Origin of the sequence: Pseudomonas sp. p106, from assembly GCF_003936645.1 — a bacterium.
GTDB lineage: Bacteria > Pseudomonadota > Gammaproteobacteria > Pseudomonadales > Pseudomonadaceae > Aquipseudomonas > Aquipseudomonas putida_E.
Map to the genome: position 1 here is coordinate 1 of NZ_RHQR01000027.1, position 14,256 is coordinate 14,256.

A 14,256-nucleotide genomic window follows, 5' to 3' on the forward strand; every position below is an offset into this window, starting at 1 on the left:
GCCGCAGCGCTTGACGGGCATCCATGCCCGTCACCTCCCTTCGCAAGACCTGCGCTCGGCCTCCTGAAGTCGCAATCGGCGGCGCCTGAGCTATCGCGCGCTTAGAAGCAAAAGCAAAAGCAAAAGCAAAGCAAAGCAAAGCAAGAGCAAGCGCAAGAGACAGGCAAGAGCCGGGATCAGGCCATCGCCACTTCCACCGCCTCCCCGTTCATTCGTACCGGCCACACACGTAACCGCTGGCCGGGATCTTCCAGGCACGCACCGCTGTGCAGGCTGAAGTGCTGTTTGTACAGCGGTGCTGCCACCACCAGCTCGCCTTGCAGGCTGCCCACCAGCCCGCGGCCAATGATGTTGGCTCCGGAGCGTGGGTCGCGGTTGTCCACCGCGTACAGGCTCTGCGCCTGCCCAGGCAGGTAGAACAAGGCGACCTGGGTGCCATCGAGCCACACCACCACACCAGAGTCGGCGACCAGGTCATCGGTGTTGCACACCGCTTGCCAGTTGGGTTGCTTTGCCACAGCAGCATTGGACAGGTTCATCACACAGCCTCCTCGACGGTAGGGATCAGGTGCAGGGGTGCAGCGGGGCGACGCTGTTCACGCTCGCGGACAAAATGCACGTCCGGGTCGGCGCGTCGATCGTTGACGAACGTACGGAAGCGCTTGAGCTTTTCCGGGTCGTTGAGGGCGTTGGCCCATTCGCATTCGTACTGCTCGACCACATGCTGCATCTGCGCTTCCAGCTCGGCAGCCAGGCCCAGGCTGTCGTCGAGGATCACCTGCTTGAGGTAGTCCAGGCCGCCGTCCAGGCTTTCGCGCCATACCGACGTGCGCTGCAGCTTGTCGGCGGTGCGGATGTAGAACATCAGCACGCGGTCGATCAGGCGCACCAGGGTCTCGTCGTCCAGGTCGGTGGCGAACAGTTCGGCATGCCGTGGGCGCATGCCGCCATTGCCACAGACGTAGAGGTTCCAGCCCTTGTCGGTGGCGATCACACCGATGTCCTTGCTTTGCGCCTCGGCACATTCGCGCGTACAGCCAGAGACCGCGAACTTGAGCTTGTGCGGGCTGCGCAGGCCCTTGTAGCGGTCCTCCAGGCGCAGCGCCATGGCGACGCTGTCCTGCACACCGTAGCGGCACCAGGTGCTGCCTACGCAGGACTTCACCGTGCGGGTCGATTTGCCGTAGGCGTGGCCAGTCTCGAAGCCGGCCTCGATCAGCTCGCCCCAGATCAGCGGCAGCTCGTGCAACTGGGCGCCGAACAGGTCGATGCGCTGGCCGCCGGTGATCTTGGTGTAAAGGTCGTACTTCTTGGCCACCTGACCGATCACGATCAGTTTGTCCGGGGTGATTTCGCCGCCGGGAATGCGCGGCACCACCGAGTAGGTACCGTTTTTCTGCATGTTGGCCATGAAGCTGTCGTTGGTGTCCTGCAGTGGCACCAGCGCAGGGTCCATGATCGGCTGGTTCCAGCACGAAGCGAGGATGTTGCCCACCGCCGGCTTGCAGATGTCGCAGCCGACATGGCCCTTGCCATGGCGCGCCAGCAAATCGTTGAAGGTGCGTATGCCACCCACCCGCACCAGCCCGTAGAGCTCCTGGCGGGTGTAGGCGAAGTGCTCGCACAGGCTCTTGTCCACGGTCACGCCACGGGCGGTGAGTTCATGCTCGAACACTTGCTTGAGCAACGCCGCGCAGCCGCCACAGCCGGTGGCCGCTTTGGTGCAGCCTTTGACCGCGACAAGGTCGGCGCAGCCACTGTCGATCGCTGCGCACACTGCGCCCTTGCTGACGTTGTGGCACGAGCAGATGGTCGCGCTGTCAGGCAGCGCATCGGCACCCAGGGCCGGTGCGCCACCGCTTTGCGGCAGGATCAGCGCCGCCGGGTCGGCAGGCAGGGCGATGCCGTTCTGAGCGTATTGCAGCAGTGTGTCGTAGTAGCTGTTGTCGCCCACCAGCACCGCACCGAGCACATGCTTGCCGCTGGCATCGACCACCAGCCGGCGATAGGCGGCGTTGGCCTCGTCGATGAAGCGGTAGCTGCGCGAGCCGGGCGTAGCGCCATGGGCGTCGCCGATGGAGCCGACATCGACGCCCAGCAGCTTGAGCTTGGTCGACATGTCGGCCCCGGTGAATTCCCCGGCCTCCTCGCCCAACAACAGCGCCGCCACATTGCGCGCCATGCTGTAGCCCGGAGCAACCAGGCCGAACACGCTGCCGTTCCACGAGGCGCATTCACCGATGGCGAAGATGCGTGGGTCGCTGGAGCGGCAGTGATTGTCGATCACCACGCCACCGCGCGCGGCGATCTCCAGGCCGCAGGCACGGCCCAGGGCGTCCTGCGGGCGGATGCCGGCAGAGAACACAATCAGGTCGGTTTCCAGGTGTTCGCCACCGTCGAAATCCATCCGGTAGCGGTAGGCCTCACCGTCGCTGATCGACTGGGTAGCGCGCGACAGGTGCACGCCGACGCCCAGGGCTTCGATCTGCGCCTTGAGCGCGGCGCCGCCTTCAGCATCCAGTTGCACCGGCATCAGCCGCGGGGCGAACTCCACCACATGCGCTTGAAGGCCCAGGGACTTAAGGGCATTAGCTGCCTCGAGGCCCAGCAGGCCGCCGCCAACCACCACGCCACGGGTGGCATCAACGGCAGCGGCGCGTATCGCGTCGAGGTCGTCGAGGGTGCGATAGACCAGGCGCGCGTTGCCGCTGGAGCCCTCGATCGGGGGCACGAAGGGGTAGGAACCGGTGGCCAGGATCAGCTGGTCATACCCATAGCGGCCTTCGGCGGTAACCACTTCACAGCGCTCGCGGTCGATTTGCAGCACCGCTTCACCCAGGTGCAGGTGCACACCGTTGACGCCATAGAAGCCCTGCTCGCACAGCGCCAGGGTTTCGGCACAGCTGCCGCCGAAGTATTCAGACAGGTGCACGCGGTCGTAGGCGCGCTGGCGCTCCTCGCCGAACACACGCAGCTCGAAGCGCGCCAGCGCGCCGCGTTCGACCAGTTGCTCGACGCAATGGTGGCCCACCATGCCGTTGCCGACGATGACCAGTCGCTCTCGTTGCCCGCTGCTCGCTGTTGCCTTCATAAGCCGATCCTCGATCAAAAAAAAAGCGCCTGGAGCCGAAGCTCCAGGCGCCTTTGCCTGTATTCATCACGGTGTGCCCCCGGTTGATCGCCGTTGATCAGTGGGGCTTGTTGTGTTGGAGATAAAGCACGGAATGTGCCAGTTATGTTGCCTGGCCCGGCCCTGTCGCCGGCTAGCCGGCGCCCACGGCTGCAGCACAGGGCTTGAGAGCAGCGGAGCCCGTGCAGGAGCCGGCTTGCCGGCGATAGCGCCAGCCCAAACCATGCACATTCAAGGTGCGTTGCTCCCCATCCTGGAGCACTTCAGTACACATCCCGCCGATACCGCTTGGCCTTGCTCAAACCTTCCACATAGGCATCGGCATCCACGCCCCCATGCTCGGCAATGATCTCGCGCAGCACCGCATCCACATCCTTGGCCATGCGCTGAGCATCACCACAGACATAGAAGTACGCCCCCGCCTCCAGCCACTGCCATACCTGCGCACCCTGCTCACGCATCCGCTGCTGCACATAGATTTTTTCTGCCTGATCGCGGGAAAACGCCGTATCCAGGCGTAGGTGTCCGCTCGCCTGCCAAGCCTGCAACTGCGCGTGGTAATAAAAGTCGGTGGCTGCATACTGCTCGCCGAAGAACAGCCAGTTTTCCCCTTTTGCACCCCGCGCCTCGCGCTCTTCGAGGAACGCACGAAACGGTGCGATGCCTGTACCGGGGCCAATCATGATCAGCGGTACATCATCGTCATCAGGCAGGCGGAAATGCCTGGACGCCTGGGGGAAGATCGCCACCTTCGCAGCCTGCCCCCGGTCAGCGAGGAAGCTTGAGCACACCCCTTTTCGCTGGCCATAACGTACGGTAGAGACGGTCAGATGCACCTGGCCGGGGTGGGCCAATGGGCTTGAGCTGATCGAGTACAGCCGCGGTTGCAGGGGTTTGAGCAGGTCGAGCCAGGTTGCCAGCGGCAGGTCCTGTGCAAACACGCGCAGCACGTCGACCAACTGCCGGCCCCACAGCCAATCCTGCAGTGCGGCCTTGCGTTCAGGCTGCAACAGGTGCCGCAGGTCGTCAGCCTGCTGGCTGAACACCTGCAATTGCTGTGGGGTGACCCTGGCAATTTCCAGGTGCGACTCCAGTGCCTGGGCCAACGGCATGGGCGGCTGGCCCTTGAGTTGGACCTGGGTCTTGCCGTCCTGCTGCATCAGCGCCAGCAATTCCTCCACCAGCGCCGGGCAGTTGCGGGGCCACACGCCCAGCGCATCGCCCGCTGCGTAGGTGAAGCCGCTGCCTTGAATATCGAACACCAACTGGCGGGTTTCCTTGCTCGAGCCGGGGCCACTGAGCAGGTTGTTTTCCAGCAGGGTAGCCGCCCACGGCCGTTGCTTGCTGCAGGGCGCAGCCAGTGCGGGCTCGTTGACCGGTAGCGCTACGCCAGCGCTGCCCAGCTCGGGCAACAGCGCGTCGAGCCAGGTGGCAAAGGCCTCATCGAAATCTGGTTCACAATCGACCCGCGGTAGCAGGCGGCGCCCGCCCAGTTCGGCCAGGCGCTGGTCGAGCTTGCGACCAAACCCGCAGAACTGGGCGTAACTGGAGTCGCCCAGGGCCAGCACGGCATAAGGCAGCTCGGCGCAGTGGGCGCCCTCCTCGCCCTGCAGCGCCCGCCAGAACGCGGTGGCGCTGTCGGGCGCATCACCATCGCCGAAGGTGCTGGCAATCAGCAGCACACTGGCCGCACCTTGCAGCTGGCTTGGGCTGACCGCCTCCATGCAACTGAGCTGTACCTGCAGCCCTGCGCCGTGCAAACGCTCTGCGCAGCGCTCGGCCAGCGCCTCGCCATTGCCGGTCTGCGAGGCCCACAACACCTGATGTCGGGGCGGGCCGGGGGGCATGGCCAGCAGCACGCGGGCAGGCTCCGGGGCAAGGGTGGTGGTGCCAAGGTCAAGGGCATCGATACGCTCGCCGGCAACCCGCTCAAGGGCCACGGCGCAGTGCTTGAGGGCAGGCTGCAGCGACAGCGGGTCGACCGCATCGCAGGTCACGGCATTGATTGCCAGGTGCTCGCCGATCACATCGTTCCAGTGGAACGGCGCGAAGCAATTGCCCGGCATGACCCGGTCGCTGACACGCGCCGGCAGCACGGCCCGGCCACGGCGCGAGCGGATCGCCACCTGGTCCTTGTCCTGGATACCCAGCCGCGCGGCATCCTCGGGGTGGAGTTCGACAAAGGGGCCGGGCTCCAGCCTGTTCAGCGCCGGTACCTTGCCGGTCTTGGTCAGGGTGTGCCACTGGTGTTGCACGCGGCCGGTATTGAGCACCAGCGGGTAATCGGCGTCCGGCAGCTCCGGCGCGGGCAGCCAGGGCCGGGCGAAGAAGCGGGCCTTGCCACTGGCTGTAGGGAACACCAGGGACGAGGGTGCGCCTTCTTCGATGTAACGCACGGGGCTGCGGTCGTCCACGCGGCCCGGCGCGCAAGGCCACTGGTGCGGCTTGTCACGCAGTTGCGGGTAGCCGACCCCACGCAGGTCGTAGCCGGTGAGCGGGTTGTGGAAGCGGCGGATTTCGTCATACACCGCTTCGGCGTCGGGGTAATCGAAGGCCTCGGCATAACCCATGGCACAGGCGACCCGGGCGATGATCTGCCAGTCCGGCAAGCTCTGGCCTGGTGCAGCCACGGCGCGAGGCATCAGTGTGAGGTTGCGTTCGCTGTTGATCATCACGCCCTCACCTTCAGCCCAGAGGGCGGCGGGCAGGAGAATGTCGGCGTAAGGGTTGGTTTCGGTGTCGAGAAAGGCATCCTGGGTGATCACAAGCTGCGCCTGGCGCAGGCCATCGATCACCTGCTGGCGATTGGCGACGCTGGCCACCGGGTTGCTGCAGATGATCCAGCAGGCCTTCACTTCACCCGTTTTCATCTGCTCGAACAGCGCTACCGTGCCCTCGCCGCTTTCTGCACGCAGGCTGCCGGGTGCCAGGCCCCATTGCGCTTCGACAAAACTACGGTCGGCGTCGATCAGCGCCGAACGTTGGCCCGGCAGCCCCGGCCCCATGTAGCCCATCTCACGGCCACCCATGGCATTGGGCTGGCCGGTCAGCGAGAACGGCCCACTGCCGGGGCGGCAGATGGCGCCGGTGGCCAGGTGCAGGTTGCACAGCGCATTGGTATGCCAGGTGCCGTGCACGCTCTGGTTCAGGCCCATGGTCCAGCAGCTCATCCATTCACCCGCGCTGCCGATCAACGCGGCAGCCTGGCGGATGTCATCTTCTGCAAGGCCGGTGATGGCCGCGACGCGCTCAGGCGTGTAGTCCTCGAGGAAGGCCGGCAGCGCTTCCCAGCCCTCGGTGTGGCGGGCAATGAAGGCGCGGTTTGTCTGGCCATTGCGGTGCAGCAGGTGCAGCAGGCCATTGAGCAGGGCCAGGTCGCTGCCGGGGCGCACTTGCAGGAACAGGTCGGCCTTGTCGGCGGTGGCGGTGCGCCGCGGGTCGACAACGATCAGTTTCGCTCCAGCCTTTACCCGGTCGAGCAGGCGCAGGAAGAGGATCGGATGGCAGTCGGCCATGTTGGCACCGATCACCAGGAACACCTCGGCACGCTCGAAGTCCTGGTAACTGCCGGGCGGGCCATCGGCCCCCAGCGAGAGTTTGTAGCCACTGCCGGCGCTGGCCATGCACAGCCGTGAATTGGACTCGATGTGGCGCGTGCGGATAAAGCCCTTGGCCAGTTTGTTGGCCAGGTACTGGGCCTCCAGTGACATCTGCCCGGAGACGTAAAGCGCTACGGCGTCCGGGCCGTGCTGGTCGATGATGCCGCGCAGGCGCTCGGCAGCCTGGGCGATGGCCTGGTCCATGCTGCTGCGCGCCGGTTCATGGTCGCGTTGCTGGCGTACAAAGGCACTTTCCATGCGCCCGGCGGCGGTCAGGGGCAGGTGCGCGGTGAGGCCTTTGGTGCAGAGGCGGCCGAAGTTGCTCGGGTGCAGCTTGTCACCGCTGATCTTGCTGACCTTGCCATCGGCCACGCTCATGACGATGCCACAGCCTACGCCGCAATAGGGGCAGACGCTGCGTACTTCGGTGCTGGCCATGGGGCGGGTCTCCTGGTGCAAACGCAAAAGGCGCCGGCTGCCCCCGGCTTGCTTGGCAAGCGAGGGCAACACGGCGCCTTTGTCGTGAAGGGTTGAAGGCGGTCGACGTTGACGGCCTTGATGGTGGTCTTTCAGCAATTGTTGGGCCAGCTGTGCCCTAGGGCCGCTTTGCGGCCCTTTCGCGACACAAGGCCGCCCCTACAGGCGCTAGCCATGTGCCGCTAACGGTTGCACAGCAGCCCCAAAACGGTGACCGACGCACCATCAGGTGGCAGCCGGGCGCCCCATGGCGCTATGCTGAAAGCTTTCCGCCTCAGAGCTATTTTGCACCCACATGTCCCAGGTGATCCTCAAGACCCCCGCCCAACTCGACCTTATGCGCAACGCCGGCCGTTTACTGGCCCAGGTATTCGCCGACCTCGATACCTTCATCCGCCCCGGCGTGACCACCATGCAGATCAACGACCGCGCCGAGGCCTTCATCGTCGGCACCCTCAAGGCGCGCCCGGCGAGCAAGGGCCAGTACGGTTTCCCCTACGCGCTCAATACCTCGGTGGACCACGTGGTCTGCCACGGCATGCCCAAGGCCGATGAGGTGTTGAGTGAGGGGTCGATCATCAACGTCGACATCACGCTGGAACAAGGCGGCTACATCGCCGACTCGTCGAAAATGTATTGCCTGGGCCCGGTCAGCGACGAGGCACGGCGCCTGGTCGACACCACCTATGAGGCCTTGTGGAAGGGGATTGAGCAGGTGCGCCCGGGGGCGACGCTTGGCGACATCGGCCACGCCGTCCAGGCCCATGCCGAGGCGGCGGGCTACAACGTGGTGCGCGAGTACTGCGGCCATGGCATTGGCCAGCAAATGCATGAAGGGCCAGAGGTGCTGCATTACGGCCAGCGCGGCATGGGCATGAAGCTCAAGCCGGGCATGGTGTTTACCATCGAGCCGATGATCAACCAGGGCGGGCGTGGCACGCGGACCTTGAAGGACGGGTGGACGGTGATTACCCGTGACCACACGCTGTCGGCGCAGTGGGAACATACCGTCGCGGTGACCGATGATGGGGTCGAGGTGCTGACGCTACGCAAGGAAGAGCACGTGGGCTGAGCGCACGGCGCAGACACAAAAAAAGCGACCCTAAGGTCGCTTTTTTTGTTACTTCCGGGTGTTCAGTGGGCCCTGGAAGTGGAATATGGCGCAGCGGACGGGACTCGAACCCGCGACCCCCGGCGTGACAGGCCGGTATTCTAACCGACTGAACTACCGCTGCGCTATTCATCGAGTGGTGGGTGATGACGGGATCGAACCGCCGACCCTCTGCTTGTAAGGCAGATGCTCTCCCGGCTGAGCTAATCACCCTTCGTCTCGGTGAGGCGCGCATTCTACGGAGGGAGCGCCACCCTGGCAAGCACATTTTTCAACTTTTCTAAAAAAAATTCTCAGGCCTTTCAAAGACCTAGCGCCGTCTACGGTTTCTTTCCTCTATATGGCTGCTGGCCCGATGACAGGGCTGGCCTGGAACGGCTGCACGGAGAATAATGCCCCCCTTATGCATTAAGGAGAGACTCACCCTCATGTGGTTCAAGAACCTGCTGACCTACCGCCTGACCCAGGATGTCCCGTTCGAGGCTGAAGCACTGGAGGCCGCCCTGGCCAGCAAGCCGGCCCGCCCCTGCGCCAGCCAGGAGCTGACCACTTATGGTTTCGTCGCGCCGTTCGGCAAAGGCGAAGACGCTCCCCTGGTGCACGTCAGCGGCGAGTTCCTGCTGATTGCCGCGCGCAAGGAAGAACGCATCCTGCCAAGCAGCGTCGTAAACGATGCTGTCAAAGAGAAGGTCGAAGAGATCGAGACCGAGCAGATGCGCAAGGTCTATAAAAAGGAACGCGACCAGATCAAGGACGAGATCATCCAGGCCTTCCTGCCGCGCGCGTTCATCCGCCGCTCGATGATCTTCGCCGCCATCGCCCCGCGCCTGGGCATGATCCTGGTCAACTCGGCCAGCGCCAAGCGCGCCGAAGACCTGCTGTCGACCCTGCGTGAGGTGATGGGCTCGCTGCCGGTGCGCCCTGCCACGGTCAAGATCGCACCGGCCGCGACCATGACCGACTGGGTCAAGTCGCAGCAGGCTGCCGAAGGTTTCTATGTGCTGGATGAATGCGAGTTGCGCGACACCGCCGAAGATGGCGGCATCGTGCGCTGCAAGCGCCAGGACCTGACCGGCGAGGAAATCCAGCTGCACCTGAGCACTGGCAAGGTGGTCACCCAGCTGGCCCTGGCCTGGCAGGACAAGCTGTCGTTCGTGCTCGACGACAAGATGGTGATCAAGCGCCTGAAGTTCGAGGAGTTGCTGCAGGAGCAGGCCGAACAGGATGGCGGCGATGAAGCGGCGCAGCAGTTCGATGCCAGCTTCCTGCTGATGATGATGACCTTCAGCGAATTCCTGCCGGTGCTGTTCGAAGCGCTGGGCGGCGAAGAGATTCCGCAAGGGGTCTGACGCGGCTTGGAGCTGCAAGCTGCAAGAAAAATCAAAAGCAGTACCGCGGCGCCCAATACGACGCCGTACTGCTTGCAGCTTGCAGCTTGCAGCTTGCAGCTGCACTATCATGCCCACGGTGAGGACGACCTCACGACGCACCGCGTGACCATTACGGGGACGGCCCCATCATTCAAACGATGGAGACTCACTCATGTCCTGGATCATCCTGTTCTTCGCCGGCCTGTTCGAAGTCGGCTGGGCTGTCGGCCTCAAATACACCGACGGTTTCACCCGCCCGCTTCCCACCGTGCTAACCGTCGGCGCCATGGTCATCAGCCTGGGCCTGCTGGGCCTGGCCATGAAAGAGCTGCCGCTGGGCACCGCCTATGCCATCTGGACCGGCGTGGGTGCCGTCGGCACAGTGATCGCCGGGATCATCCTGTTCGGTGAATCCATGGCCCTGGTGCGGCTGGTCAGTGTGGCGCTGATCGTTACCGGCCTGATCGGCCTGAAAGTCAGCGCCAGCTGACGGCTTATGCCTAACGCAGGTCGCCGCGCAAGCGGCTGACCTGCTCACGCAGCAACTCAGGCTGCGCCACCTCCACCGGGATGGACGCTCCGGCGACGATGGTCACCCGCGACCACAAGCGCTTGAAGAACCCCTTGCCCGGATCGCGGCTGAAGAAACTGCCCCACAGCCCCTGCAGCGCCAGTGGAATCACCGGCACCGGCGTTTCTTCGAGAATGCGGCTGACACCACCGCGGAACACATCGATCTCGCCATCGCCGGTCAACTTGCCTTCCGGGAAAATGCACACCACCTCCCCCGCCGCCAGGTACTCGGCGATACGGGCGAACGCGCGTTCGTAAGTGGCCTGGTCTTCATTGCGCCCGGCAATCGGGATGGCACCTGCGGTGCGGAACACGAAATTGAGCACCGGCAGGTTGTAGATCTTGTAGTACATCACGAACCGGATCGGGCGGCGGATCGCCCCGCCGAGCAGCAGCGCGTCCACGAATGACACATGGTTGCACACTAGCAACGCTGCGCCTTCGTCGGGGATGCGTTCGAGGTCGCGATGCTCCACGCGGTACATCGAGTGGCTCAACAGCCAGATCAAAAAGCGCATGGTGAACTCGGGCACGATCCTGAAGATGTAAGCGTTGACCAGGATATTGAGCAGCGACACCACCAGGAACAGCTGCGGGATGCTCAGGTCCGCAAGGCCCAGCAGGACGATGGTGAGGATGGCCGACACCACCATGAACAAGGCATTGAGAATATTGTTGGCCGCGATCACCCGGGCACGCTGGCCCTCGGCGGTGCGCGCCTGGATCAGCGCGTACAGCGGCACGATATAGAAGCCGCCGAATACCCCAAGGCCGACGATCGACACCAGGATCCACCAGGCCTGGCTCATGCCCAGCAGTGCCAGCCAGTCGTGCGGCGCTGCGCCGGCCGGCACATCACCGGAGTGCCACCACCAGAGCAGCCCGAACAGCGTCAGGCCAAACGAACCGAAAGGCACCAGGCCAATCTCGACCTTGCGCCCACTGAGCCGCTCACACAATAACGAGCCCAAGGCGATACCCACAGAGAACAGGGTCAGCACCAAGGTCACCACCGTGCCGTCACCATGCAGCCAGTCCTTGGCATAGGCCGGGATCTGGGTCAGGTAGATGGCGCCGACGAACCAGAACCACGAGTTACCGACGATCGAACGCGACACCGCGGGCGGTTGCCCCAACCCCATGCGCAGGATCACCCACGACTGCTTGAAGATGTTCCAGTCCAGTGGCATTTGCGGTGATACGGCCGCCGCACGCGGGACCCAGCGGCTGGCCAGGTAGCCCAGCACTGCGGTGCCCACCACCCCGCCCGCCACCACCGTGGCGTAGCTGTCGCTGGCCATCATCACCCCGGCGCCAATGGTGCCGGCGAGAATGGCGAGGAAGGTGCCCATCTCCACCAAGCCGTTGCCACCCACCAACTCTTCTTCACGCAGCGCCTGGGGCAGGATCGAATACTTCACCGGGCCGAACAGCGCCGACTGGGTGCCCATGCAGAACAGCGCCACCAGCATCAGCAGCAGGTTATCGCTGACAAAACCGAGCGCACCGATGGCCATGATGGCAATTTCGGCCAGCTTGATCGCGCGGATCAAGGCGTCCTTGGCGAACTTCTCGCCAAACTGCCCGCCCAGTGCCGAAAACAGGAAGAACGGCAGGATGAACAGCAGCGCGCAAAGGTTGACCCAGATCGAGCGGTCCCCGTCGCCAAGGCTGAGCTTGAACAGGATCGCCAGGATCAGCGACTGCTTGAACAGGTTGTCGTTGAAGGCACCCAGCGACTGGGTGACGAAAAACGGCAGGAAGCGCCGCTTGCCGAGCAAGGTGAATTGCGAGGAATGACTCATCGTCCTTGTTCCCTGAGGGGCTTTTGTCATTTGAGGCACGCAGGCCGCGATAAGCCACAAATTTGCACGCGAACGCCTGCTGCTGGCAAGCCAGGCACGTCCGGCACAGCGCCCGCAGCGCCGCATGATGGCATTTTGACGCCAATCTTCTTGATATCAGTGTTCAGATTTTGTTACATCTGCCGATTAAACATATAGATGACTGTATCTACCAGAAGGAACGGACCTCCGGTCTCCTCCAACGCACAAGAAAAGGAGCTCAGCAGCATGCTTACCTGGATAGGCGACCTCAGGATCGCCCACAAACTCTTCCTCGGTTTCGGCCTGGTGCTGGGCCTGACCTTGCTCCAGTCGCTGATCAGCTGGGAAGGTATGGGCAGCCTGGTACGCCGCAGCGAGGTGGTCAGTGAGGTGTCGCGCCTCAACGATGCCTTGGGCGACCTGCGTGAGGCGCGCCTGCGCCACGCCATCGCCAATGGCGCAGAAAACGAAGGCAAGGCGTTGCAGGGCGCGCTTGAAGCGTTCCAGACGCCGCTGGCGAAGCTGCGCGGGACCTTGGTCAAGCCACAGAGCCTGGCGCTGATCGACAAGGCCGAGCAGACCCTTCGCGGGTATGCCGCCAACCAGGCGCAGAGCTTCCAGTCGTACCAGAAAATGCGCGCGGCACAAAAGGAAATGGGCGCCCTTGCCACCCGTTCGTTCGCCAGCATCGAGACCATTCGCACCCAGGTACGCGCCCTGCCCGATGCCGAGCAACGTGTAGTACGCAGCGAAGCGATCAACCAGATCCGCGAGAACCTGATCCTGCTCCGCTACCACGTACGCGGCTACACCGGTAACACCAACGCCGACACCGAAAAACTGATGAACGCACAGATCGCCACCACGGTGAACGAGTTGCCAGGCCTGGTGGCGCGTTTCAATGGCAGCTTCGACGCACAGTTCGCCACCCTGAACCAGCAGGTTCGCGCCTATGCCGAGGCGGTCGAAGCTTTCCGTGGTGAAGTGAGCAAGCTGGTCGCGTGCCGCAACGCCATGGCCAGCGACATAAACACACTCACAGGCCTGATCGGTGAACTGCTCGACGCCCAGGCAGTGTCGGTGGTCAGCGACAGCCAGTTCGCCAAGAACCTGCAGATCTTCACCACGCTGCTGGCGCTGCTCATGGGCATCTTTGCCGCGCTCATCATCGCCCGCCAGATCAGCGCGCCGCTGCAGCAGGCCTTGCGTGCCATGCAGCAGGTAGCTGCCGGAGACCTCAGCGAGCAACCGGCCAGCCGCCGCCGCGACGAAGTCGGCCAGTTGCAGAATGCCTTGCAGGGCATGACCGGCAACCTGCGCGACTTGATCGCGCAGGTGCGCGACGGTATTTCGCAGATTGCCAGTGCCACTGAAGAACTGTCGGCCATCACCGAGCAGACCAGCGCCGGCGCCAGCAGCCAGAAAGTGGAAACCGATCAGGTTGCCACGGCCATGCAGGAAATGGCCGCCACCGTGCATGAAGTGGCGCGCAACGCCGGTGAGGCCTCGCAGGCCGCCAGTGCCACGGACGAGGAAGCACGCGAAGGGGAAAGTGTGGCCAACCGCGCCGTCGCGCAGATCGGCCGGCTGGCCAACCAGGTGGACGCCACTGGCCAAGCCATGGGTGCGCTACGCAACGAGAGCCAGCGTATCGGCAAGGTCATGGACGTTATCAAGGCAGTGGCGGAGCAGACCAACCTGCTGGCGCTCAATGCCGCGATCGAAGCAGCCCGCGCTGGCGAGGCTGGCCGTGGCTTTGCCGTGGTGGCCGATGAAGTGCGCAGCCTGGCGCAACGTACCCAGGCGTCGACCCAGGAGATCGAGTCGGCCATCGGCAGCCTGGAAGAAGGCACCCGTTCAGTGAGCGAACTGATGGACGAAAGCCAGAGCCTGACCCAGAGCAGCGTGGCGCTGGTGCGTGAAGCCGGGGTGGCGCTGGAAGGCATAACCCAACGCGTTTCGGGGATTCAATCGATGAACCAGCAGATTGCTGCGGCTTCCGAGCAGCAGAGCGCGGTGGCCGAAGAGATCAGCCGTAGCGTGGTGACAGTGAGGGATATTTCCGAGCAGACGGCGCAGGCCAGCCAGCAGACGTCCGCCTCCAGTGTCGAGCTGGCGCGCCTGGGTGGGCAGTTGCAGCAGATGATCAGCCGGTTCCGGTTCTAGTCAC

8 protein-coding genes, 2 tRNA genes and 1 pseudogene are annotated in these 14,256 nt (G+C 64.0%); 5 read left to right on the forward strand and 6 right to left on the reverse strand.

What is annotated here, in order from left to right; genetic code table 11:
- Positions 1 to 176 precede the first annotated feature (176 nt).
- The 3 genes from nirD to EGJ09_RS24075 form a co-directional block, all read right to left on the reverse strand.
- The gene (nirD, locus tag EGJ09_RS24065; protein WP_125924946.1) at positions 177 to 539 is read right to left on the reverse strand and encodes a nitrite reductase small subunit NirD; all 363 of its coding nucleotides are present in this window, start codon (positions 537 to 539) and stop codon (positions 177 to 179) included.
- Positions 539 to 3,091: a nitrite reductase large subunit NirB gene (gene nirB, locus EGJ09_RS24070; RefSeq protein WP_125924947.1), complete on the reverse strand. Its 2,553-nt coding sequence runs from the start codon at positions 3,089 to 3,091 to the stop codon at positions 539 to 541. The genes nirD and nirB overlap by 1 nt, the downstream gene beginning before the upstream one ends.
- Before the next feature lie 302 nt (positions 3,092 to 3,393).
- On the reverse strand, positions 3,394 to 7,167 hold the full coding sequence (locus tag EGJ09_RS24075) for a bifunctional nitrate reductase/sulfite reductase flavoprotein subunit alpha (protein WP_125924948.1): 3,774 nt from the start codon (positions 7,165 to 7,167) through the stop codon (positions 3,394 to 3,396).
- Between the two features lie 334 nt (positions 7,168 to 7,501).
- On the opposite strand from EGJ09_RS24075, the gene map reads away from it, so the two are divergent.
- Positions 7,502 to 8,278: a type I methionyl aminopeptidase gene (gene map / locus EGJ09_RS24080; protein ID WP_125924949.1), complete on the forward strand. Its 777-nt coding sequence runs from the start codon at positions 7,502 to 7,504 to the stop codon at positions 8,276 to 8,278.
- Between the two features lie 86 nt (positions 8,279 to 8,364).
- On the opposite strand, the gene EGJ09_RS24085 is transcribed toward map, so the two are convergent.
- Positions 8,365 to 8,441, reverse strand: a tRNA-Asp gene (locus EGJ09_RS24085).
- A gap of 13 nt (positions 8,442 to 8,454) precedes the next feature.
- Positions 8,455 to 8,530: transfer RNA gene (locus EGJ09_RS24090), tRNA-Val, on the reverse strand.
- A 215-nt stretch (positions 8,531 to 8,745) separates the two neighbouring features.
- On the opposite strand from EGJ09_RS24090, the gene rdgC reads away from it, so the two are divergent.
- Positions 8,746 to 9,666: a recombination-associated protein RdgC gene (gene rdgC / locus EGJ09_RS24095; RefSeq protein ID WP_046787424.1), complete on the forward strand. Its 921-nt coding sequence runs from the start codon at positions 8,746 to 8,748 to the stop codon at positions 9,664 to 9,666.
- A 193-nt stretch (positions 9,667 to 9,859) separates the two neighbouring features.
- Complete coding sequence (gene sugE / locus EGJ09_RS24100) at positions 9,860 to 10,177, forward strand: quaternary ammonium compound efflux SMR transporter SugE (protein ID WP_012313171.1); 318 nt, start codon at positions 9,860 to 9,862, stop codon at positions 10,175 to 10,177.
- 10 nt (positions 10,178 to 10,187) lie between these two features.
- On the opposite strand, the gene EGJ09_RS24105 is transcribed toward sugE, so the two are convergent.
- Entirely contained in the window at positions 10,188 to 12,065 is a 1,878-nt protein-coding gene (locus EGJ09_RS24105) for a 1-acyl-sn-glycerol-3-phosphate acyltransferase (protein ID WP_046787425.1), read from the reverse strand.
- Between the two features lie 372 nt (positions 12,066 to 12,437).
- On the opposite strand from EGJ09_RS24105, the pseudogene EGJ09_RS27115 reads away from it, so the two are divergent.
- Together EGJ09_RS27115 and EGJ09_RS27120 are read left to right on the forward strand one after the other, a co-directional pair.
- Positions 12,438 to 13,397, forward strand: a pseudogene (locus EGJ09_RS27115) (methyl-accepting chemotaxis protein); the annotation flags it as partial.
- Positions 13,398 to 13,538: 141 nt separating this feature from the next.
- Positions 13,539 to 14,252 carry a methyl-accepting chemotaxis protein gene (locus EGJ09_RS27120; RefSeq protein ID WP_371928102.1) on the forward strand — a complete coding sequence of 238 codons (714 nt, stop codon included), beginning with the start codon at positions 13,539 to 13,541 and terminating at the stop codon, positions 14,250 to 14,252.
- The last annotated feature ends 4 nt before the right edge of the window (positions 14,253 to 14,256 follow it).

Excerpts from the sequence above, each read along its gene's own strand:
- nirD (WP_125924946.1), bottom strand. The coding sequence starts at position 539 with ATGAACCTGTCCAATGCTGCTGTGGCAAAGCAACCCAACTGGCAAGCG.
- nirB (WP_125924947.1), bottom strand. The coding sequence starts at position 3,091 with ATGAAGGCAACAGCGAGCAGCGGGCAACGAGAGCGACTGGTCATCGTC.
- EGJ09_RS24075 (WP_125924948.1), bottom strand. The coding sequence starts at position 7,167 with ATGGCCAGCACCGAAGTACGCAGCGTCTGCCCCTATTGCGGCGTAGGC.
- map (WP_125924949.1), top strand. The coding sequence starts at position 7,502 with ATGTCCCAGGTGATCCTCAAGACCCCCGCCCAACTCGACCTTATGCGC.
- rdgC (WP_046787424.1), top strand. The coding sequence starts at position 8,746 with ATGTGGTTCAAGAACCTGCTGACCTACCGCCTGACCCAGGATGTCCCG.
- sugE (WP_012313171.1), top strand. The coding sequence starts at position 9,860 with ATGTCCTGGATCATCCTGTTCTTCGCCGGCCTGTTCGAAGTCGGCTGG.
- EGJ09_RS24105 (WP_046787425.1), bottom strand. The coding sequence starts at position 12,065 with ATGAGTCATTCCTCGCAATTCACCTTGCTCGGCAAGCGGCGCTTCCTG.
- EGJ09_RS27120 (WP_371928102.1), top strand. The coding sequence starts at position 13,539 with ATGCAGGAAATGGCCGCCACCGTGCATGAAGTGGCGCGCAACGCCGGT.